Below are 22,724 nucleotides of genomic sequence, written 5' to 3'. Positions count from 1 at the left end.
TGAAGGGGGTTCTAAGGCCAGTTAAGCATGGCCGCAAGCGGTTTTTTGACATTTTCATGAAGTTTCCGGCAAAAAGTCATATTATCAAGCAATATCATACTGTTACACATCCATATTCGACAGATTAACCCAGCTTCCGTGATCCATTCGGCCCGCAACCGCAGGCGCGATCACCAAAGATCCCCCTGCTCAAATCTATATATAGAGGTACGCACGCCCGGGACCACTAAACGCCTGCCGACTCGCGCTCATCCGACTCGGTGTCTCAGCGCGTCACGCGCCCCGAGCGCGGGACTCTCAGCGTAAAAAGTCCACGCCGCGGCCCCCGGCTCGCAAAATCGACCCGCGCCGCGAGGTCACTATAAAGACTATGGCTTGTGTCGTCGCACCATCATAGGCTTTGGTGGAGCCGCAGCCGGGGCGGGGCGGCATCGGTCAGAACACTGGTCAATGTCCTCCTCATCGCCCGCCGACTGCGATGGAAGGCACGACCAGCCCGGGCCCGCTGATGCCTGGGCTGCCACGGAATCAACAGCGCAATCGCGGAACCACGACAAGAGACGATGAGAGACCTTCCCCTATCCCAGTCCGCGCAGCGAGCGGCGGAGAGCCGTGCGTCAGCAGCCCCCCCGGCACCTGCCCCCGGCCAAGACGGAGCGCGTGCGACGAATGACGGTTTCCGCCACATGCTGCGCCGGATCACCCGTGTGGAACATGACGCGGCAGAGCGGGCCTTTGCCCCGTTTCACGAAAGCCCCCTGCCCCATCTCGCCTGGTTTCTCAGCTGTCAGCATACTGCGCTCTGCGCGCTATCGCGGACCAGCGGCGGCCAGACCGGTCGCGCCAGCCCGCTGCTGGCAGCGCTGATCGACGCCCTGCGCGCGGATTGCGCCGCCATCGGGAGACAGCCGGCCGTCATTGCAGCGGATACGCCAGAGCTGCACCCCACAGCCGTCGACTATCTGGTGCTTGGCTCGCGCATGGGCAATGAGGTGCTGCGCCGCCGCCTGAGCGATGCCGCAGGACCGGGGGAGCTGCCTGACTATTTCAGACCGCGCGACCATCTGGCGCCATGGCGGGCAACATGCGATGATCTGGATCACCTCCCCCCCGATGGCGCGCTGGCGCATCGGATCGTGGCGGATACCCGCAAGGGGTTTGACCTTTTCCAGACCGCCGCCCGGCTTACACCGTTCGGCACCACGCCGATTGAATTACCCGCTTGATATATAAGACTGCTGAGAAGACTGCGCGGATCGGACAGCGCGCATGATATTGATAACATCCCAATAAAAAGGGCCTGTATAATGGCTTTGGAACAAACCGTTTCCACCACGACCCTGACCAACTGCGATCGCGAACCCATTCATCAACTGGGCCGGGTGCAATCCTATGGCGGGCTGATCGCCTTATCGACCGATTGGATCGTGCAGCATGCTTCGGAGAACCTGCAGGAAATCCTGGGCATCGCGGCTGAGGAGGCCATCGGCCAATCGCTGGCAGGGCTGATCACCGAGGCGGCCTTCGGCCGCATTCGCCGCAATCTGGGCGCCTTGGAAGCCCCGGACAGCAGCCTGCGCTTTTTCAACATCCCGCTGAAGACCGGCGTTCAGGCCTTTGATATCAGTATCCATCAGAGCGGGCGCCATCTGGTGGTGGAGTTCGAACCGAAGTTCGACCGCAGCGAGCGCGATGTGATGTCGGAGATCTATCCGCATTTCTCGCAGCTGCGCCGCGATGAGGGCATCGCCCGACTGGCGCAGGGGGCGGCACGGGGCCTGCAGGCGCTTTCCGGTTTCGACAGCGTGATGGTCTATCAGTTCCAGCCCGATCAGTCCGGCCAGGTCATTGCCGAGGTGCGCAGCGACCGGACCAAGAAATACGAAAACATGTTCTTTCCCGCCTCCGATATCCCGGTTCAGGCACGCGCGCTCTACAAACGCTCGTTGCTGCGGCTGATTGCGGATGTGGATGATGCCGGATCACCGATCACCCCCGCCTTCAAGATCGACGGCGCCCCGCTGGACCTGTCGCTGGCGGTGACGCGCGCCGTGTCGCCGATCCATCTGGAATATCTGCGCAACATGGGCGTGCGCGCCTCGATGTCGGTGTCGATCATGAAGGATGGCGAGCTTTGGGGGCTGTTTGCCTGCCACCACAATCGCCCACGCTACATTGATTATGAGCGCCGCACGGCGATCGAGATGTTTGCCCATGTCTTCTCCTATGAGCTGAGCCAGTTCGAGACCAAGCAGCGCAGCCGCGAAGAAAAGAACATGAACCGGCTGCAAACGCAGCTGATGGCGATGCTGGCGGATGGCCGCCCGTTCAAGGACAGCCTGATATCGGTGTCCGAGGATATTCAGGACGTGATCCCGCATGACGGGCTGGTGCTCTACTCAGATGGCGACTTCCAGGCCACCGGCCTCACCCCGACCGCCGAGGAAACCCGGTCGCTGGCGCGGATGCTGGATCTGACCATCGGCACAACCGCCTTTTCCACCAACCAGCTGGAGAGCCTTCACGAACCCGCACGCGACTACATCGACCGCTGCGCAGGCATTCTGGCGATCCCGATCTCCAAACGCCCGCGCGACTATCTGATCCTGTGTCGGCGCAAGATCTCGCAGACCGTGGAATGGGCGGGGGATCCGACCAAACCGATGGAGGTCGGCCCCAATGGCGTGCGCCTTACCCCGCGCAAGAGCTTTGAGGCCTGGCAGGAAACCGTGGAATGGCGCAGTGTCCCCTGGACAGAGGAAGCCCTTCACAGTGCCAATCTGCTGCGCACCGTGCTGCTGGAAATCTTCCTCAAGGTGACCGAGGCCGCCAATGCCGAACGGGCGCGGGCCGAGGAACAGCAGCAATTGCTGATCTCCGAACTCAACCACCGGGTCCGCAATATCCTCAACCTGATGCGCGGGCTGGTCACCCAGACCAAGGGAACGGCGCTCACGCTGACCGAATTTACCGACAATCTTGATGGCCGCATCCATTCTCTGGCACGCGCCCATGACCAGTTGACCAGCGAACAATGGGAGCCCGCCTCTCTGCGCGCCCTTATAACCTGTGAACTGGAGGCCTATAGCACCGGGCGTCCTGGTGAGGTGGTGATCAACGGTCCTGACGCGCTGATCTCGCCGACGGCGTTCACCACGCTGGCGCTTGTCCTGCATGAGCTGACCACAAACTCCGTCAAGCACGGCGCGCTCAGCAACGGGGTGGGCCGGGTCATCATCACCCTGAAGGAAGAAGACAGCGGCGCGCTTCTGATCGACTGGGTCGAACGGGGCGGGCCACCGGTTGCCCCTCCCTCGCGGCGCGGATTTGGCTCCTCGATCGTGGAGAATTCCATCCCGCATGAGCTGAAGGGCGATGCCAAGATCCAGTACAAGACCACAGGTCTTGAGGCATCGTTCCGCATTCCCACCCTCTACCTGCACAAGATCGTCGATGAGACAACTGTCGCCAAGACCACCATCATGGTGGATCCGGCCCAACAGGCCGCGCAGCTTCAGGGCAAGGCGCTGGTGGTTGAGGACAGTTTCATCATCGCCATGGATCTTACCGCAATGCTCGAAGATATGGGTTTCTTCGAGGTCGCCAGCGCCTCCTCCGTCGGCAAGGCGCTGGACGCACTGGCGGAGGGCGGCTTTGAATATGCGGTGCTGGACGTCAATCTCGGCTCCGAACAATCGGTGCCGGTGGCCGAGGAGCTGGCCCGGCAGGGCATCCCCTTTGTGCTGACCACCGGCTATGGCGAGGTGCAGGATATCGTCGATATCTACCCGCCCTGCCCGATTGTGCAAAAACCGATCTCCGAAAGCGCGCTGGCCACAGCCCTGATCCGCGCAGGCGAGATGAAGGCCGCAAGGGACAGCTAAACCGCGACCTACCAGCGCGATACGGGCCGCGCGACGTCACGCGCGGCCCGTTTTATTTGCGGCCGGCTGACGCCTCCGCGCAGCGCTCAGAGATCCACCTCGATCACGCCGCCCTTTTCTGCGGCCCGTGACTGGCACAGGATCACCGCGCCCTTGCGCTGCGCCTTGGACAGCACGAAATCGCGGTGTTCCACCTCGCCTGAAACCAGCCCGCATTTGCAAACACCACAGATGCCGTCGGAACATTTCACATCAATATGAATGCCGTTCTCCGCCAGCACATCGGTGGCAGTTTTCTCCGCAGGCACCAACACCTCACGCCCCGAGCGCGCCAGCTTCAGCGTGAAGTCGTGGTTTTCATACTCCGGCACCTCCGGCACCGAGAAATACTCAAGATGGCGCGCCTCCTCAGGGAAGCCCTGACGCTCTGCTGCCTCCATCACCCCACTCATGTAGCGATCCGGCCCGCAGGTGTAGACATGCCAGCCGTCCTGATACCCTGCCAGCAGCTGGTCCAGATCGGCGCGGCTACCCTCATCCGAGACATGCACCCGCACATTGTCCGCCCAGCGCATCGCTGCAAGATCGTCGAGATAGCCTGCATCCTTGCGCGAGGGGACGGAGTAATGCAGCTCAAACGGCTGTCCCAACGCATGCAGACGATGCGCCATCGCAATCATCGGCGTGACACCAATTCCGCCCCCCATCAGGAAACTGCGGCTGGCCTCCTCCACCAGTGGGAAATGGTTGATCGGTTTGGAGATAAAGACCCGCCGTCCCTTAGTGAAAATCCGGTGGAGCAGCTTCGATCCCCCTCGCCCCACATCCTCGCGCAACACCCCGATCTGATATTTCGACCGATCCGCCGGGTCACCGGACATGGAATACTGGCGCAGGAACTCCGGTGCCACCACGATGTCCAGATGCGCCCCCGCCGTCCATTCGGGCAAGGGGCTGCCGTCGAGGCTCTGGAACTCGTACTTGGTGACGCCATCGCTCATCACATCGACATTCGACACCTCCACCCGCAGAACCGGGCTGTCGCTGTCATTTGTATAGATGTGATCCCAATCGCCGGTCTCGCCGCGGGCGCGCCGTTCCTTGTATTCCTCGGCGGTGATCATCGCCTGATAGGCCTCGATCCCCGCCTCCCGGTCCATAGGAAACGGATAGGGCCAGGGATGCGGCGCCAGATGCGCGGGGTAAACCGCCAGCGTCTGATCCTCATAGCGCAGATCCAGATCCTTTTGCAGCGCGCGCGCATTGACCGGGTGGCGCGTCGGGCGATAGCCGCCGTCCTCTTCCAGCTCCAGATCCCACCACCATTTCTTGGCCGGGTTCATCTCGCCATTGCCGACCATGTCATCCAGCCGCGCCAGCGCAGGCGCCGCCGCTGGCATATTCATCGCCGCCCAGCGGAAGGGTTTTTCCTTGAATATCCCCTCCAGATTCCAGGGGCAGGTTTTCATACACCGCCCGCACATCGCCCCGCCGGGCGTGGTGATCCGGTAGGTGGTGCATTTCTGACTGTCCGACTTCCAGATTTCATAGCCATTGAACATCAGCTTCGGCCCCGCGGTGATGGCGCCCGACGGGCATTCGCGCGCACATTTGTTGCAGGCCTCGCAAAACGCCTGCAGGCCAAAATCGATCGGCTTGTCATGCGCCATCGGCATATCGGTGGTGACCACACCGGATTTCAGACGCGGCCCAAGGAAGGGATTCAGGATCACCTCACCAATCCGGCTCACCTCCCCCAGTCCCGACAACAGCAGCAGCGGCGGTTGCAATACCTCGCCATCCATCACCGTATGGGCCTTCGCCTTGTAGCCAAGGTTGCGGATCTGGCGCGCAATCACACCGCCCAGCAACGAAAACCGCAGATAGGCCCGCATGGACTGCGCCACTGCAATCCAGTCGTCCCCCGAGGTGCCCTCGGTGGTGTCAAAGCCCTGATCGACAATCATTGAAATCGCCTGATCATGCTCCGGGTGGATCTCTGCGCCGGTGGCGTCATGGCTGTACCAGGTCCACTCCGGGCAGCGGCTGATCCCCACCGCATCAATCCCCAGCCAATAGCTCGCCGCCTTGATGTTGGCCGCATTGCGCTCCGCATCCGTGGGGCGCGGTGCCTGCGTGGCCGGCGCACCATCCTGCAACAGCACAAAGGCCCCCAGCATCCGCCGCTGCGCCATCGAAGGCGCCGCCTTGCGCACATAGAACCCGCCAGTTGCGGCCTGCTGATTGGTCTTGCCCATATCGCCGAACTGGCTGCGGGCAAACATGTCGGCGCGTTTGGGCACCCGCGCCACCCGCGCCTCGTCAATATAGGTGGTGGGATCCTCCACCCGCTTCAGCGTTTCAAACGGATGCGGGCCATCGCGGAAATCGCGGCGGGCAAAGGGGTCGCCATTCAGCGCTGAGCGTTCGGACCCGATCCCCAGCCACCATTTCGGCCCCTTCACCTGCATCACCGGTTGCAGATCCTGCGGCAACAGCGGCTTGTCCTGCGCCATGTCGAAATCGGTGGTCACAACCGCAACGCCAAACCGCGTCCCCAGATAGGGGTTCACCAGCTTGCCATCCTCAACCGTCGCAAGCCCCGCCGCAACGGTCAGCTGATTGAGATCCACATCCGCCGACGTACCGGTATGCGCCTTGGCATCCCAGCCCAGCAGACGGATGTAATTCGCCAGCACCACCGCCGTCTCCGAGGCCCGCAGACAGGCGCGGTGCCGCTCGGCCCCCTCCAGCCAGTCGCAGCCCACCTCCTCCGGGCGCGGGTCGCGCGGCATGTCGTACAGGAACACAATCGAATGGGTGTGATCGCCGATAGTGGTCGGCGGCGCCTCCATCGCATCGCGCAGATCCGCCATGATCATGTCGATGCCAGAGGCCAGCGTCTTGGTCTGGCGGGTCTTCAGGTCGTGGGCCAGACGGTCGATATCGGGGTTGCGATAAGGCACGTGCAGCCGGGCAGAGGCAGGCATCGGCCCGATCCCCACCATCGCCGCATCGCTGAAATAGCCAAAGGCCTTGATATGATCGGCCCGCTCCTGCGGATCGCCCGGGCAGTCAGCCTGCGCCTTGTTGACCAGCCCGTCGCGGATCGCATCCATCATCGCCTGATATTCGCCCATCGCATTGACGATAGAGGCAGGCATATCGGGCCGGGCAAAACTCAGCCGTTGAAATGGCGGCACCGCCGTCAGATCCGGCATCACCCCGGGCTGCAACCGCTCCATCGGAAAAGGGCCCAGATTTATGGGGCGTGAGCGGGTCGAGAACAGACGAAGAGGCATGGCAGGGACCTGATACAGGGATGGGCTGCCACAGGTTTACTCCAGAAATCGGCGATTGGAATAGGCTCCAACATCCAATTTATATAATCAGCGACATAAAATCCTGATATACATCAAAATTATTCACATCCAATTTCACATCACCCTGCCTAACCGCGTCGGCCCTCAAAGGCACGGATAGCGATTCCACCATCAGAGAGCGACTGGCGCACCGAACGGGCCAGCTGCACCGCCGTGGGCGTGTCGCCATGCAGGCAGATGGTGTCGATGGCCGTGGGAATGCGGGCGCCACTCTCCGTGATGATCGCGCCTTCCTCGACCATCTTCAGGATCCGCGGTCCCGCAATCTCCGGGTCATGGATCACCGCGCCGGGCAGCGACCGGTCCACCAGCGTGCCATCGTCATTATAGGCCCGGTCGGCAAAGATCTCACCGCACCAGTTGCAGCCCAGCTCGCGCACCACCTCCTCCATGGCGGTGGCGGCCAGCACCATGATGATCAGATCCGGGTCCAGATCCAGCGCCGCCTCATAGCAGGTCCGCGCCATGCCGTGATCGACGCAGGCCATATTCGACAGGGCGCCATGCAGCTTCAGATGGCGCACCTCGGTGCCCGCTGCCCGCGCCATGCCCTGCGCCGCCGCCAGTTGATAGCGGATCAGATTGGCCAGCGTATCCTGCGGCACCTGCATCTTGCGGCGGCCAAACCCCTGAAGATCATCGAAACCGGGATGCGCGCCGATCCCGACGCCATGATCCCGCGCCAGCGCCATGGTCGCGGCCATCACATCCGCGTCGCCCGCATGAAACCCGCAGGCAATATTGGCCGAGGAGACCACGTCAAGCAGGGCTGCATCATCGCCCATCGTCCAAGGTCCAAAGCTTTCGCCCATATCGGCGTTCAGATCGACGGTTTTGCTCATGTCTCGGCTCCAGGCTCATCTCGGGGTTCAAAAGGATCCGCTGCGGCGGAAACCACGCCACCAATCAACTGATAGGACAGAAGGTCAGCCATATCAGCCGGATCGCGTAGCAACGGTCGGCAGGCAGAGGGAAGCCGCGCCAGCGCCGCGTCATGCGCCGCCTGCTGCACCAGCCCTTCGGCCAGCGACACCCAGCGAAACCGCAGCACAGCCCCAGCCGCCGCCTGAACCGCCCGCGACAGATCGCAGGGCAGAACCGTACCGATCCGGGGATAGCCGCCGGTGGTCTGCGCCTCGCGCAGCAGCAGGAACGGGCGGCCATCGCCGGTCATCTGCACATCGCCCGGCACGATGATCTCCGACAGCACGTTCAGCTGCCCCGCTGCGGCAAATCCCTCGCCCTCGGACATCAGTTGCAGCGCCATGCGGCTGGCGCGCCGCCCCGGCGTGAACGGCGTCTCGGCAAAGCGCCGACGCACCGCCGGGTCAAAAAGATCGGACTGGAAACTCTCGACCAGCCGCAGCTCGCCGCCGGAGAACCGATCCGCCACATCAAGGCAAAGCCCGGTCACCCGCCGCGCCGCCGGCGTCGTCTCCTCGCCAACCGGCAGGATATCGCCCTCGGCCAGCGGCGCGCCAAGGGCTGCCACCAGATGCGTCGACCGTCCGCCCAGCCGCTGTGGTGTGGCCAATCCGCCGCCCAGATGCAGATAGCCATAGACGCCGCGCCGGGCCGCGCCAATTTCCAGCCGCTGCCCCGGTTCAATTCTGTGCGAGCCGTTCCAGACCAGCGGCGCACCATCCAGCGTAGCCTGCATCTCGGCGCCGGTCAGAGCAATCCGCATGGGTTCGGTTGCCTCGAACAGCCCGCCCATGCCGGCCATCTCCAGCGCCGCCAACCCGGCATCCTGCCGCAGCAGCGCCGCGCCCTCGGCGAGCGCCAGCCGATCCGCCGCGCCGCCCTGCGACAGCCCCTGCCCGATATAGCCAACCCGTCCGCCGTCCTGCACCGTGCAGGAGGGACCGATCCGCAGAACCCGCAGCGCTCTCATGCCGAAACCTCGCTGACAATGGCCCCGCCCTGCGGCGCACCGGTCTCGCGCAGACGCAGGAACTCGGCCGTTCCGACCGGTTCAAACTGCAACTCATCCCCCGCGCGCAGCGCAAATGGATCGGCGGCTTCGGGTTGAAACAGCGTCAGGCCAGTCTGCCCGACATGGCGCCAGCCGGTCGGTGACGCGGTCGAAAACAGGACGAACTGGCGGATCGCAAGCACCAGCGCCCCGACCGGCACCTGAGGGGTGACTTCGCTCTGGCGCGGGATGTCCCAGTGTTCGCCCAAAGTGCCCAGATAGGGCTGCCCGGGGGCAAATCCGATGGTCAGCACCCTGACCCGCGCCGCGCCCAGCTCGTCAATTGCCGCCTGTTCGCTCAGGCCCGCCAGATCCGCCGCCTCGGCCAGCTGCGGCGCAAGCTCGGTCCCATAGACCGTGGGCACCCGCCAGAACCGCCGCCCCTGCGGCAAGGGCGCTTCGCGCCAGTCCCGTGTCTGCAACAGATCCGCCAGTGCCGCGTGCAAACGCTCATGCGGCAGCTCTGCCGGGTCAAACCGCACAAAGACCGAGGCCAGCGATGTCGCGGTTTCCACCACACCGCTCAGCGCCAGATCGTCGACCGCACCGCGAAAGGCCAGCGTGGCGCGATTGGTGGCCTCATCCAGCTGATCGCCAAAGCTGACCAGCATACCGGACAGCCCGACATTTCGGATCAACGGGTAGGTGGGTGATCCCTCACGCGACATGGTTCCTCCGACACAGGTCCGGGCGCCGGACCACCCCTGCCGGGCGGCTCAGCTATCCCCGTCCATTTTCGCCACAGGGTTGCGCTGCATCGTAGGGATAGTCAACCGGCCTCTTCCCGCGATCCCCCTGATATATCGGAGGGCGGGCAGAGGCCCAGTTTAGGGGCCAGTCAATAGCCCGGTCAAAGGCTCAGCTACAGGCAAGATCTGAGACCCGTCAGAGCCCCCGCTCTGACCCGCCCGGATGGCTACGCCGCCAGCGCCGCCGTGAACGGCAGCTCGACAACCCGCCCCCCTTCGACGACCAGCGCACGGTTCGGCTGCACCTCGATCCAGTTCCGGGTGTCGCTGTCCAGCGGCTCGGAGGTGACAATCACCCCCTCATCGTAGATCCGGTAATAGAGGCTCGGTGCGTATTGATCAGAGGCATAGCGCGCCGCAAAAAGCCGGGTGCCATCGGACCAGCAGGCGCCAAACCGCATATGCGGCGTGGTGCCATGATCGCGCGACACCGCTTCGACCTGCTGTACCGCCGCCGCCACCGCGCCAATCGGATCCTCATCAAGGCCAAGCCCAAGCGCGATCAGGAAAATCGCCTCACTCTCGGTGCCGCCCAGACGGTGATCGTAGAAAGCATCCGGGATCATCGTGTCCAGCCGCTTGCGGAACATCATATGCCCGCCGGCCTGACCATTGTGCATGAAGCTCCATTTGCCACTGGCAAACGGATGGCAGTTGTTGCGCGAGGTCGCCGTCCCGGTCGAGGCGCGCACATGCGCCAGAAACAGCCCGGTCTTGGTGTGGCGCGAAATCTGCGCCAGATTTGGATCGGACCAGGCCGGATGGGTATCCTTGTACAGACAGGGTTCGGGCCGGTCCGAATACCAGGCCATACCAAACCCATCAGCATTGATCGGCGTCTTGCAGATCAGCGCGTTACGGCACTGATGCACCAGCGAATGTTCCGGTACGAAGACCAGATCCTCAAGATAGCGCGGGGCCCCGTTCCAGGCGAGCAGACGGCACATTATGCCACCTTCGGCGCAAAGCGCGCGGTAGAGACATCGACGTTATAGCCCTCGCAGAACCGTTGCGGATCCTGCGCCAGGTCCCGCACCGCATGGATGATCGCATCGGCTTTCTCATCGCTCAGCGTGGCGGAGAAGTTGAGCCGCGTCCAACCCGGCTTCTCGATCTCCTTGCCACCCAGAATGGCCGCCCGCATGGCGCGGGACTGCACCTGCCCGATGTTCAGCAGCCGATGCGCGTAAGGTCCGGCACAGGCGCAGCCGCCGCGGGCCTGAACGCCATAGTGATCCGACAGCATCCGGGTGAACAGCTGCTGGTGGATCGGCGCGCCGGTCTCGGGGTCCTGCACCTGAAACGAAAAGATCGGCAGCTTCTGCTTGGCGTTCGGATTGCCAAGGATTTGCAGATTGGGCAGACCCTGCCAGGCCGCCAGCGCCCGCTGGCGCAGCTCTTCCTGCCGCCGGTCCATAAACGCCTGACCCATCGCCTCCTTGACCAGCAGGCAGAGCGCGACGCGGATATCGCCCACCACATTGGGCGTGCCGGCCTCTTCTCGGGCGGCAAGATCCTCGGCGTAGTCATGCTGCCAGGGCGAGACGAATTTCACCGTGCCGCCACCGGGCAGCGTCGGGCGTGTGCTGGCCACTGCCGCCTTGCGCAGGATCATCACGCCGGATGCCCCCGGCCCGCCCAGGAATTTATGGGCGGAAAATACAATCGCATCCTTCTCGGCATCGGTGCCCGCCGCCATATCCATCGGCAGATAGGGGCCACCGCCCGCATAATCCCAGACCACCCGCGCGCCGTACCGGCGCAGCAACCGGCTGACCGCATCGGTGTCGGTGACAATCCCCGTCACGTTGGAGGCCGCTGAAAACGCCCCCACGATCAGGCGGTCGCCGCCTGCCGCCCCCTGCAAGACCGCCTCCAGCTCCGCCATGTCCGGCCCACCCTCGGCCGCTTCGGCAATCTCCACCACCTCGGCGCCGCTTTCGCGCCAGGGCAGGATGTTTGAGTGATGCTCATAAGGGCCAAGGATCACCAGCGGCCGCTGCCCCGCCGCCACCGCGCCGGACACCCCCAGCAGATGCACCAGCCGGTTCAGACCCGCCGTTGCACCCGATCCGGTAAACACCGTGGCAAAGCGATCATCGGCGCCGCAGATCCGCGCAATCGTCTGCCGTGCCGCGCCACGCAGCCGGGTCATGAAGCTGCCGCAATAAGACGCCTCGGTGTGACTGTTGGCATAAAACGGCAGCACCTCCGCCAGAACGAAGTCCTCAACCTGCCGCAGGGCGCGGCCAGAGGCGACATAATCGGCGTAGATCATCTTGACCGGCCCATTTGGCCCCGGCAGCTCGGCCCCTTCACCAATGACACCCGCACGCAGGCGCTCCAGACAATCCGCCCCGGCAAGTGATGCGCGAAAGCGATCAAGAAGGTTGGCAGGGGCGATATCTGTGGTCATTTGATCGGTCCTCTTGGAGTTATGCAGAGATACTACCAAGAAGATATGAAGAAACATCACTCATATACTGCGTGAGCACATCATTCTTTTCACGGAATGATCTCAAAACCTGCCAGTCCGCCGATCAAAACCTGCACAATCCGGCTACGGCCCACCAACGTGATCGCCAAACGCCCGAGTCGCCCGCGATCTCACCCGGTTCCAGAGCCCGAAGCAGGCAGAACCTGCGCCAGCGCAATCTTCAGCTTGACAGTGATCTCGCCGATCTGATCCTGCGTCAGGATGAAGGGCGGCGCGAGCAGGATATGATCGCCGTTGCGCCCATCCCGCGTGCCCGCCATCGGATAGCAGATCAGCCCGGCCTCGAACGCGGCCTTCTTCAGCTTGCCCGCAAGACCGAGGCCGGGATCAAAGGGCGTCTTGCTCTCCCGGTCGGCCACCAGCTCGATCCCGCGGAACAACCCGCGCCCGCGCAGATCGCCAACATGAGGATGCTGGCCAAAGGCCTCGACCAATGCGCCATGCAATGTCTCGCCCATCTCGGCGCTGCGCTGCACCAGCCCGCGATCCAGCAGCGCCCGCACCACTGCCAGCCCCGCCGCCGTTGCCACCGGGTGCCCGATATAGGTGTGGCCGTGCTGGAAAAACCCGCTGCCGCCCTCAATGGCGTCATAGATCCGGCGGCTGCACAGCATCGCGCCAATCGGCTGATAGCCAGCGCCCAGCCCCTTGGCGATACAGAGGATATCGGGCGCGACACCATCCGCCTCGCAGGCAAACAGATGCCCAGTGCGCCCCATCCCGCACATCACCTCATCCAGAATGAGCAACACGCCATATTGGTCGCAGATTTCGCGGATACGCTTGAAATAGCCCTCAACCGCAGGCACCGCGCCGGATGTCGCCCCCACCACAGGCTCCGCCATGAAGGCCATGACCGTCTCGGGCCCAAGCCGCAGGATCTCCGCCTCCAGCTCATTGGCGACACGCTGGCCATAGTCATAGCTGCGCTCGCCGTCGCCCCGATCGACATATTCATAGCAGGGCGCGATATGCGAAATATCAATCAGCAGCGGCGCAAACTGCTGGCGTCGCCATTCATTGCCGCCCGCCGCCAGCGCCCCCAGCGTGTTGCCGTGATAGCTCTGCCTGCGCGCGATCACGTGACGCCGCGCGCTGTCGCCGCGCTCCAGATGATACTGCCGCGCCAGCTTGATCGCGGCCTCGGTCGCCTCGGATCCGCCAGAGACGAAATAGACCCGGTCCAGATCCCCCGGCGCCTGTGAAATCAACAGATCCGCCAGCGCCTCGGCCGGTTCCGAGGTCATGAACCCGGTATGGGCAAAGGCCAGCTGGCCCACCTGCGCCTGCACGGCTGAAATCACCTCGGCATCGGAATGCCCCAGACAGGACACCGCCGCGCCGCCGGAGCCATCGAAATAGCGTTTGCCATTGGCATCAATCAGATAACAGCCATCGCCCCCAACGGCAGTGGGCAGATTGGCCTTGGTGTGGCGCGGAAAAACATGGCTCATGGCTGAGCTCCTTGATCATTGAAAACAGAGCGCGCACAAGGCAGATGCCCCGCCGCACCGGCACGTTCGACAAAAGCCGCGACAGAGGCCGCGTTGTCAGAATACTCCGAACCGTCCGCAGCCTGGGTATTGTTTTCAAACCCGATCCGCAGCCGCCCCCCGGCCTCAAGCCCCGCCAGCAGGCAATCATGTTCCCTATGGCCAAAAGCGCAGAGTCCCCAGTCCAGATCCAGATCCGCAGTTGCCGCCAGAAACGGACGCAGCTCCGACGGATGGGCCAGACGCGGCGGCGCGTATTGGCCAAGCACAAAGATCGCGGACCGCATTTGCGCCGGAACATCCCCGCGCTCATAGGCCCGGCGCAACTCCGCAATGCAGTCGGCACCGTATAGGATATGCTGCACCTGTGTCCCGGCCTCGGCGCAGATCGCATAGGCCCGCGCCGCCAGATCCGCATCGCGTGCCAGCTCCCGCACCGAGATCGAGGCCGCCGCCGGGCGCAGCGTCTCCAGACAGGCCAGCTGATCGGCCACGTCAAAAATCCCGGCACTCTCGGTGGTAATCTGGATCGCCATGCCCGGCGCGGCCTCGGCCACCGCCGCCATCGCCTCCCGGTAGCGCGCGGCATCCAGCGAATGCCCCCCGTCCCGGTCGCGCACATGCAGATGCAGCGCATCCGCCCCGGCGCGCTGACAGGCCGCCGCCGTCGCGGCAATCTCCGCCGTACGCAGTGGCAGCGCTGCATGATCCGCCTGCTGCCGCCGTGCCCCATTGGGGGCCACCATCAGATGATATGTCGTCAACGCGTCGCTCCGCCTGTGTCCTGCACCGATCTGGCGCATAACAACACACGTTCTCAATCCGGCAATTCCAGAACATATGTTTTTTACAGAACTCATCCGCCAGCTCCGCGTCTGGAGCTAAATTGCGCCGACAACTGGACCTAGAGCAAAACGTAATTATAGCGTTTCGTAGTGACAGGGCGAGTCTGGCCAGCCGACCGGTGGCGGATCGCATTTTCGAACAACTTGGAAAGGGCATGTCATGGATGGCACGTTCAATGAAAACGACCTGAGCCGGGTCATCGCCGCCGACAAGGCCAACGTCTGGCATCACCTGATCCAGCACAAACCGTTTGAGGAAAACGACCCCCGCATCATCGTCGAGGGCAAGGGTATGCGGGTCTGGGACCAGAACGGCAAGGAATGGCTCGATGCCGTCTCTGGCGGTGTCTGGACCGTCAACGTCGGCTATGGCCGCGAGGAGATCGCCAAGGCGGTCTACGATCAGCTGATGAAACTCTGCTATTTTGCCCAGTCGGCAGGGTCCATCCCCGGTGCACTGTTCGCCGAGAAGCTGATCTCGAAAATGCCGGGGATGAGCCGGGTTTATTACAACAACTCCGGCTCCGAGGCGAATGAGAAAGCCTTCAAGATGGTGCGCCAGATCGCGCACAAGAAATACGGCGGCAAGAAAACCAAGATCCTCTACCGCGACCGCGACTACCACGGCTCGACCCTCGCGACGATGTCCGCAGGCGGTCAGGAAGAGCGCAATATGCAATACGGCCCCTTCGCGCCCGATTTCGTGAAGGTTCCCCACTGCATGGAGTACCGCAAGCACGAGCTCGGTCTGGAGCATCTCTCCGGCAAGGAGTTCGGCATTGCCGCCGCCAACCTGATCGAAGAGGTCATCCTGCGCGAAGGCCCCGACACCGTCGGCGCGCTCTGCCTTGAACCGGTGACCGCAGGCGGCGGCGTCATTGAGGCGCCCGAAGGCTACTGGCCGCGCGTGCAGGAGATCTGCAAACAGTACGACATCCTCTTGCACATCGACGAAGTGGTCTGTGGCGTTGGCCGCACCGGCACCTGGTTCGGCTATCAGCACTACGGCATCCAGCCTGATTTCGTGACCATGGCCAAAGGTGTGGCCTCCGGCTATGCCGCGATTGCCTGCCTTGTCACCACCGAGGAGGTCTTCAACATGTTCAAGGATGACGCCAGTGATCCGATGAACTACTTCCGCGATATCTCCACCTTTGGCGGCTGCACCGCCGGCCCTGCGGCCGCGCTGGTCAATATGCAGATCATCGAGGACGAGAACCTGCTCGACAATTGCACCGCCATGGGCGCGCGGATGAAGGCCAACCTCGAGGCGCTGATGGAGAAACATCAGGTCATCGGCGATGTCCGCGGCAAGGGTCTGTTCCTCGGCGCCGAACTGGTCGCTGACCGCGAGACCAAGGAACCGGTGGACGAGAAACTGGCGCAGGCGGTTGTGGCTGAATGTGGCAATCAGAACGTCATCATCGGTGTGACCAACCGCTCCATTCCGGGCAAGAACAACACCCTGTGCTTCAGCCCCGCGCTGATCGTCACGCCGGAAGACGTGGACAAGATCACCGACGCGGTGGATGTGGCCCTGACCAAGGTGTTTGGCTGATCACCCCCCATCAGGCCTGATAAGTCAGGCCTGGCAGACCGGTCCAATCTGGCCTGATCGAAAAATCCAAAGGTGGCCCTTACCACAGGGCCACCTTTTCTGCATCTCTGGGTCGGATGTTTCAGATCAAAGGTGCGCAACCATGTGGGCGTCTCCCCTGCCGCTGACGGGCAAGACCGTCAACCTCACCCCGCTTCTGCCCGATCACGCCAGCGATCTGGCAGAAGCCGCCGCCGACGGTGACCTGCACCGGCTGTGGTACACGACAGTGCCCGCACCGCAGGATATCGGAGCCGAAATCAGCCGTCGCCTTGCCCTGCAACAGAGCGGCAAAATGGCCCCCTTCGCCGTGCTGGATCAGACAGGTCGCGCGGTCGGCATGACCACCTATATGAACATCGACGCCGCCAACCGCAGGCTGGAAATCGGCTCCACCTGGTATCGCAGATCGGTGCAGCGCAGCGGGATCAACACCGAATGCAAACGGCTGCTGCTCACCCATGCGTTTGAAACGCTCGGGGCCATCGCAGTGGAGTTCCGCACCCATCGTCTCAACCGCCAGAGCCGGGCCGCCATCGAACGGCTCGGCGCGCAGCTCGACGGGATCCTTCGGGCGCATATGATACTGGCCAATGGCACCCTGCGCGACACCGCCGTCTATTCCATCACCGCCGCCGAATGGCCCACGATCCGCGCCCACCTGCAACATCTGTCAGACAGGTAACCCGGCCCGGTACGGAAGATCCGCTTTCTCACCATGACCATCATCACGGGCAAGATGCGGCATCACGGGCCTGACGCGGCGGCTGGGTTTTCCTCCGCAAGCGTGCAAAAAACACGTAAGTCCAGATTGCACCCCATTTATGTCCAGCCTACAGTGATTCATGGCTATCTCTGTCGACACCTTCTTTCTGAACCCCGACGCGCAAGGCACCCTGCAGGCGCAGATCCAGGAAATGATTGCCGAGGGCATTCTCTCCGGCCGCCTGCGGGTCGGGGAAAAACTGCCGTCCTCGCGCAAACTCGCCGCGCATCTGGGCATCAGCCGCATCACCGTGACGCTGGCCTACACAGAGCTGCTGGCCAATGATTACCTGATCTCCAGAGGGCGGTCGGGCTATTATGTCTCTGAAAACGCGCCGGTGCCGCCCAGCTATGCGCCCTCGCAGAAATCGGCCGATACGGTCGACTGGGCCTCCACCATCGTCGGCAACTACTGCGGCGGCGATACGCCCCGCAAACCGCAGAACTGGCGCGACTACCGCTATCCCTTCATCTACGGGCAGGCCGATGCCACGCTGTTTGACCACGCCAACTGGCGGCTCTGTGCCCTGCGCGCGCTGGGGCAAAAGGATTTTGCGGCCCTGACCAACGACTATTTCGATCAGGACGACCCGCTTCTGGTGGAATATATCGCCCGCCATACCCTGCCCCGGCGCGGCATCTCTGCCCGGCCCGAGGAGATCCTGATCACCCTTGGCGCCCAGAACGCGCTCTGGCTGGTGACCCAGCTGCTGCTGGGACCGGGCCGCAAGGCCGCGCTTGAGGATCCGACCTATTACACCTTGCGCGATCAGCTGGTCTATCGCGGCTGCCAGATCGACTGCCTGCCGGTGGATCACGACGGGCTGCCCCCGGATGCCATTCGAGATGACACCGATGTCATCTTCACCACCCCCAGCCACCAGAGCCCGACAACCGCCACCATGCCGATGGCGCGGCGCAAGCAGCTGCTGGAACGCGCCCGCGAGATCGACGCGGTGATTGTCGAAGACGATTATGAGTTTGAAATGTCCTTCCTCGGCGCGCCCTCCCCCGCGCTGAAGTCGCTCGACGCCGATGGCCGGGTGGTCTATGTCGGCAGCTTCTCCAAATCGCTCTTTCCGGGGCTGCGCCTTGGCTATCTGGTCGGCTCCGAGCCATTTATCCGTCAGGCCCGCGCGCTGCGCGCCAATGTGCTGCGCCACCCGCCCGGCCATGTGCAGCGCACCGTGGCCTATTTCCTGTCGCTCGGCCATTACGACGCCCAGATCCGCCGCATGGCCAAGGTGCTGCATGACCGCCGCTGCGTGATCGAAACGGCGGTGACCGATCACGGGCTCAGCGTCGCCGGGGTCGGCGTCTACGGCGGCTCTTCCCTCTGGATGCGGGCCGAGGATCACGTGGATACTGCGGTTGTTGCCCGATCGCTGGTTGAAAAAAGCGTCCTGATCGAACCCGGCGCGCCCTTCTTTGCCGCCGAACACCGCAAACAGAACTATTACCGGCTGGGCTATTCCTCGATCCCATCCAGCCGGATCGAGCCGGGTCTGGCGCTGCTGGCCGATGCCCTGCGCCCCTGCCGCGCAAAGGCAGGCTAGCCCTGCAAGGCAATCCCACTCGGACCGCCCCAAAGCCTGCCCGGTGCCTGCCCCAAGCGTGCCTGAAGCGCCATCAGGACGCGATCAGAACGCGCTCGGGACGTGCCGTGCCTGCGCCCCGTTTGCCGCCGCAGCGCAGCATTCGGCACGCCCTGGAATACTGGTCTTAATCCAGCCCGTGAACTGGCCCTAACCGCCCCTCGCGCGGCGGAATACACCAGAGTCATCCCGGCCTTTGTGCCGGCCCTATTGGCGTCTCATCAGGAGAACACGCGATGAAAATGACCACCGAGGAAGCATTTGTAAAAACACTGCAAATGCACGGCATCCAACATGCGTTTGGCATCATCGGCTCGGCCATGATGCCGATTTCCGACATCTTCCCCGAAGCGGGCATCACTTTCTGGGACTGCGCCCATGAAGGCTCCGGCGGGATGATGGCCGATGGCTACACCCGCGCCACCGGCAAGATGTCGATGATGATCGCCCAGAACGGCCCCGGCATCACCAACTTCGTAACCGCCGTCAAAACCGCCTACTGGAACCACACGCCGCTGCTGCTGGTCACCCCGCAGGCCGCGAACAAGACCATCGGTCAGGGCGGTTTCCAGGAAATGGAACAAATGCGCATGTTCGCCGACTGCGTGGCCTATCAGGAAGAGGTCCGCGACCCCTCCCGCGTGGCCGAAGTGCTGAACCGTGTGATCATGAACGCCAAACGCGCCTCGGCGCCTGCGCAGCTGAACATCCCGCGCGACATGTGGACCCAGGTCATCGACATCGAACTGCCCGCCATCGTCGAATTCGAACGCCCCTCCGGTGGCGAAACCGCTGTCAGCGATGCGGCCAAACTGCTCTCCGAAGCCAAGAACCCGGTGATCCTGAACGGTGCCGGTGTTGTCCTGTCCAAGGGCGGCATCGCCGCGTCGAAAGCACTGGCCGAGCGTCTGGATGCTCCGGTCTGCGTGGGCTACCAGCACAACGATGCCTTCCCCGGCAACCACCCGCTGTTTGCAGGTCCGCTGGGCTACAACGGGTCCAAGGCCGGCATGGAGCTGATCAAGGACGCCGACGTCGTCCTCTGCCTCGGCACCCGTCTGAACCCGTTCTCCACCCTGCCGGGGTACGGCATGGAATACTGGCCGGCCAATGCCAAGATCATTCAGGTCGATATCAATCCCGACCGCATCGGCCTGACCAAGAAAGTCTCCGTCGGCATCATCGGCGATGCCGCCAAAGTGGCCAATGGCATTCTGGCGCAGCTGAGCGACACCGCCGGTGACGCGGGCCGCGACGAGCGCAGGAACCGCATCGCGGAAACCAAATCCCGCTGGGCCCAGCAGCTGACTGAAATGACCCACGAGGACGACGATCCGGGCACCACCTGGAACCAGCGCGCCCGCGACGACAAACCCGACTGGATGAGCCCGCGCATGGCATGGCGCGCCATCCAGCAGGCCCTCCCCCGTGAGGCGATCATCTCCTCCGACATCGGCAACAACTGTGCCATCGGCAACGCCTACCCCTCCTTTGACGAAGGCCGCAAATACCTCGCCCCCGGCCTGTTCGGCCCCTGCGGCTATGGTCTGCCCGCTGTCATCGGCGCCAAGATCGGCTGCCCGGACACCCCTGTCGTCGGCTTCTCCGGCGACGGCGCATTCGGCATCGCCGTGACCGAGCTGACCGCCATCGGCCGCGAGGAATGGCCCGCCATCACCCATGTCGTGTTCCGCAACTACCAGTGGGGCGCGGAGAAACGGAACTCCACCCTGTGGTTTGACGACAACTTCGTCGGCACCGAGCTGGACGAGCAGGTCTCTTATGCAGGCATCGCCAAGGCCTGTGGTCTCAACGGCGTTGTGGCCCGCACCATGGACGAGCTGACCTCGGCGCTGGCGCAGGCCATCGAGGACCAGAAAAACGGCAAGACCACCCTGATCGAAGCCATGATCAACCAGGAACTGGGGGAACCGTTCCGCCGTGACGCCATGAAGAAGCCGGTCCGCGTGGCAGGCATCGACAAGGCCGACATGCGCGAACAGCAGGTCTGACGCAAATGCCCCTGCCTTTTGATCTCTCAATGGGCGCGGGCGCCTTTCTGGCCGCCGCATTGTTTGCGGCGGCCTTTATCCGCGGTTACTCCGGCTTTGGCTTTTCCGCGATCTTCATCATCCTTGCCGCTCTCATCACCAACCCGCTGCCGCTGATCCCTGTGGTCTTTGCCTGCGAGATTGCGATGACCGTCTTTCAGGCGCGCGGCATCCGCCCCCATATCGACTGGCGCAGATCGGCGGCCCTCTTGGCAGGTGCCGCCGTTGCCACCCTGCCCGCCGTGGCCGTGATGGCGCGCCTTGGCCCGGATCAGGCCCGGCTGGTGATCTCGGTGCTGATCTTTGCGCTCAGCCTGCTCCTGCTCAGCGGCTGGAGCCTCGCGCGGCCCATCGGCACTACCGGTCATGTCACTGTGGGCATGGCCTCCGGCATGGCCAACAGCGCAGGTGTCGGCGGTCTACCCGCCGCCGCCTTCATGACCGCGCAGCCGATCCCGCCTGCGGTGTTTCGCGCCACGATGATCGTGTTTCTCACCGGCATCGACCTGATGGCCCTGCCGGTGATGTCCGCCCATGGGCTGACCGGGCCGGACACGCTCTGGGGGGTTCTCCTTGCCTTTCCGATCCTTGGCGCGGGCGTCTGGGTTGGTTCACGCGGCTTTGCGCTCGCCGCGCCGCATCTGTTTCGTCGCTATGTCGTCACCCTGCTGGCGGCTCTGGCCGCCCTCAATATCGCGAAGGTTGCGCTATGAGCCCCCGATCCGCCGCTGATATCCTGATCCTCAATGCAGGATCCTCTTCGATCAAATTCGCGATCTTCGACGCCGACCTCACTCAGCGGCTCGCCGGTCTGGCCGAGGGGATCGGCACGCCGCAATCGCGCCTGCGCATCGCGGGCGACAGCCGGGACAGCCAGTTCCCCACCCATGCCGAGGCGCTGGCGGCCATTCTGGCGGCGCTGCCGGACCATGGCATTGATCCCGCAGATCTGGCCGCCGTGGGCCACCGGGTGGTGCATGGCGGGCGTAAGCTGACCAAGCCGGTGCGGATCACCGCCGATATCCGGGCCGAGATCGCCGACTGCACGCCGCTTGCCCCGCTGCATAACCCCCATAGCCTTGCCGCGATCGACACCATGGCCGCCACCGCACCCGATCTGCCGCAGTTTGCCAGCTTTGACACCTCGTTTCACGCCACCAACCCCGAGGTCGCAACGCGCTATGCGATCCCCCGCGTGGAAGAGACCAAGGGCATCCGCCGCTACGGGTTTCACGGTCTGTCCTACGCCTCGCTGGTGCGGCGCCTGCCGGAGATTTCCGGCGCCGCCCTGCCCTCGCGCCTGCTGGCGTTTCACCTCGGCAATGGCGCGTCGCTCTGTGCGATCCGCAATGGCCAGTCCGTTGCCACCACCATGGGCTATTCGCCCCTGGATGGCCTCACCATGGGCACACGGTCAGGCGGGATCGACGCCAATGCGGTGCTGCGCCTGGTCGAGGACAACGGCCTCGACCGCACCAAAGCGATCCTCAACAATGAAAGCGGCCTGCTCGGCCTGTCAGGTGGCAAATCCGACATGCGCAACCTGATGCTCGACCCCAGTGCTGACAGCGCCTTTGCCATCGAACATTTCTGCTATTGGAGCCTGCGTCATGCGGGCAGTCTGATTGCCGCAATGGAGGGGCTTGATGCCATCGCCTTCACCGGCGGCATCGGCGAAAACGCGGTGGGTGTGCGTGCCCGCATCCTGCGCGGTCTGGAATGGATCGGCGCGCGGATGGATGTGGATGCCAACCACGCCCGCAAATCGCGCCTGCATGCGGCCAGCTCCAAGGTGGCGATCTGGGTGGTCGAGGCCGAGGAAGAGCGCCAGATCGCCATGGATGCCCAGACCCTGATGGGGACGCCATGATCGCCGCCCCCGCCCTCCTG

At 63.6% G+C, this 22,724-nt stretch carries 16 protein-coding genes; 8 read left to right on the top strand and 8 right to left on the bottom strand.

The features are described from left to right. Positions 1–686: 686 nt before the first annotated feature. Both WLQ66_RS13440 and WLQ66_RS13435 read left to right on the top strand, forming a co-directional pair. Positions 687–1,226 (top strand): heme oxygenase-like domain-containing protein, encoded by a 540-nt coding sequence (locus WLQ66_RS13440; protein WP_340546840.1) that lies wholly within the window; start codon positions 687–689, stop codon positions 1,224–1,226. An 81-nt stretch (positions 1,227–1,307) separates the two neighbouring features. After that, positions 1,308–3,884: an HWE histidine kinase domain-containing protein gene (locus WLQ66_RS13435; RefSeq protein WP_340546839.1), complete on the top strand. Its 2,577-nt coding sequence runs from the start codon at positions 1,308–1,310 to the stop codon at positions 3,882–3,884. Between the two features lie 86 nt (positions 3,885–3,970). Here the strand turns inward: WLQ66_RS13435 and WLQ66_RS13430 are convergent, their stop codons facing one another. From WLQ66_RS13430 to WLQ66_RS13395, 8 genes are all read right to left on the bottom strand, one after another. Beyond that, entirely contained in the window at positions 3,971–7,186 is a 3,216-nt protein-coding gene (locus tag WLQ66_RS13430; RefSeq protein ID WP_340546838.1) for a 2Fe-2S iron-sulfur cluster-binding protein, read from the bottom strand. Positions 7,187–7,335: 149 nt separating this feature from the next. After that, positions 7,336–8,109, bottom strand: a complete 774-nt coding sequence (locus WLQ66_RS13425) for a LamB/YcsF family protein (protein ID WP_340546837.1) — start codon at positions 8,107–8,109, stop codon at positions 7,336–7,338. Continuing rightward, positions 8,106–9,161 (bottom strand): 5-oxoprolinase subunit C family protein, encoded by a 1,056-nt coding sequence (locus WLQ66_RS13420; protein WP_340546836.1) that lies wholly within the window; start codon positions 9,159–9,161, stop codon positions 8,106–8,108. The genes WLQ66_RS13425 and WLQ66_RS13420 overlap by 4 nt, the downstream gene beginning before the upstream one ends. After that, positions 9,158–9,910, bottom strand: coding sequence for a 5-oxoprolinase subunit B family protein (locus WLQ66_RS13415; RefSeq protein WP_340546835.1), 753 nt, complete (start codon positions 9,908–9,910; stop codon positions 9,158–9,160). Before WLQ66_RS13415 ends, WLQ66_RS13420 begins: the two co-directional genes overlap by 4 nt. A 248-nt stretch (positions 9,911–10,158) precedes the next feature. Continuing rightward, entirely contained in the window at positions 10,159–10,938 is a 780-nt protein-coding gene (locus tag WLQ66_RS13410) for a class II glutamine amidotransferase (protein WP_340546834.1), read from the bottom strand. Beyond that, the gene (locus WLQ66_RS13405) at positions 10,938–12,407 is read right to left on the bottom strand and encodes an aminotransferase class V-fold PLP-dependent enzyme (protein WP_340546833.1); all 1,470 of its coding nucleotides are present in this window, start codon (positions 12,405–12,407) and stop codon (positions 10,938–10,940) included. The genes WLQ66_RS13410 and WLQ66_RS13405 overlap by 1 nt, the downstream gene beginning before the upstream one ends. 191 nt (positions 12,408–12,598) lie before the next feature. Beyond that, complete coding sequence (locus tag WLQ66_RS13400) at positions 12,599–13,942, bottom strand: aspartate aminotransferase family protein (protein ID WP_340546832.1); 1,344 nt, start codon at positions 13,940–13,942, stop codon at positions 12,599–12,601. Next, on the bottom strand, positions 13,939–14,745 hold the full coding sequence (locus WLQ66_RS13395) for a 3-keto-5-aminohexanoate cleavage protein (RefSeq protein ID WP_340546831.1): 807 nt from the start codon (positions 14,743–14,745) through the stop codon (positions 13,939–13,941). The genes WLQ66_RS13400 and WLQ66_RS13395 overlap by 4 nt, the downstream gene beginning before the upstream one ends. 241 nt (positions 14,746–14,986) lie before the next feature. Between WLQ66_RS13395 and WLQ66_RS13390 the strand changes: the two genes are divergently transcribed. The 6 genes from WLQ66_RS13390 to WLQ66_RS13365 all read left to right on the top strand — a co-directional run bounded on the left by WLQ66_RS13390 (position 14,987) and on the right by WLQ66_RS13365 (position 22,704). Then, a complete protein-coding gene (locus WLQ66_RS13390) occupies positions 14,987–16,384 on the top strand; it encodes an aminotransferase family protein (protein ID WP_340546830.1) in 1,398 nt (465 codons plus the stop codon). 142 nt (positions 16,385–16,526) lie between these two features. Then, the gene (locus tag WLQ66_RS13385; protein ID WP_340546829.1) at positions 16,527–17,108 is read left to right on the top strand and encodes a GNAT family N-acetyltransferase; all 582 of its coding nucleotides are present in this window, start codon (positions 16,527–16,529) and stop codon (positions 17,106–17,108) included. A gap of 160 nt (positions 17,109–17,268) precedes the next feature. After that, the gene (pdxR, locus tag WLQ66_RS13380; RefSeq protein WP_340546828.1) at positions 17,269–18,744 is read left to right on the top strand and encodes a MocR-like pyridoxine biosynthesis transcription factor PdxR; all 1,476 of its coding nucleotides are present in this window, start codon (positions 17,269–17,271) and stop codon (positions 18,742–18,744) included. A 275-nt stretch (positions 18,745–19,019) separates the two neighbouring features. Next, a complete protein-coding gene (gene xsc, locus WLQ66_RS13375; protein WP_340546827.1) occupies positions 19,020–20,795 on the top strand; it encodes a sulfoacetaldehyde acetyltransferase in 1,776 nt (591 codons plus the stop codon). A 5-nt stretch (positions 20,796–20,800) separates the two neighbouring features. After that, entirely contained in the window at positions 20,801–21,547 is a 747-nt protein-coding gene (locus WLQ66_RS13370) for a TSUP family transporter (RefSeq protein WP_340546826.1), read from the top strand. After that, on the top strand, positions 21,544–22,704 hold the full coding sequence (locus tag WLQ66_RS13365) for an acetate/propionate family kinase (RefSeq protein ID WP_340546825.1): 1,161 nt from the start codon (positions 21,544–21,546) through the stop codon (positions 22,702–22,704). Before WLQ66_RS13370 ends, WLQ66_RS13365 begins: the two co-directional genes overlap by 4 nt. The last annotated feature ends 20 nt before the right edge of the window (positions 22,705–22,724 follow it).

This window comes from Phaeobacter sp. A36a-5a (assembly GCF_037911135.1).
GTDB classification, from domain to species: Bacteria; Pseudomonadota; Alphaproteobacteria; order Rhodobacterales; family Rhodobacteraceae; genus Phaeobacter; species Phaeobacter bryozoorum.
Note: the sequence above shows the minus strand (reverse complement) of the source record. Positions and strands in the feature narration are given on the sequence as shown.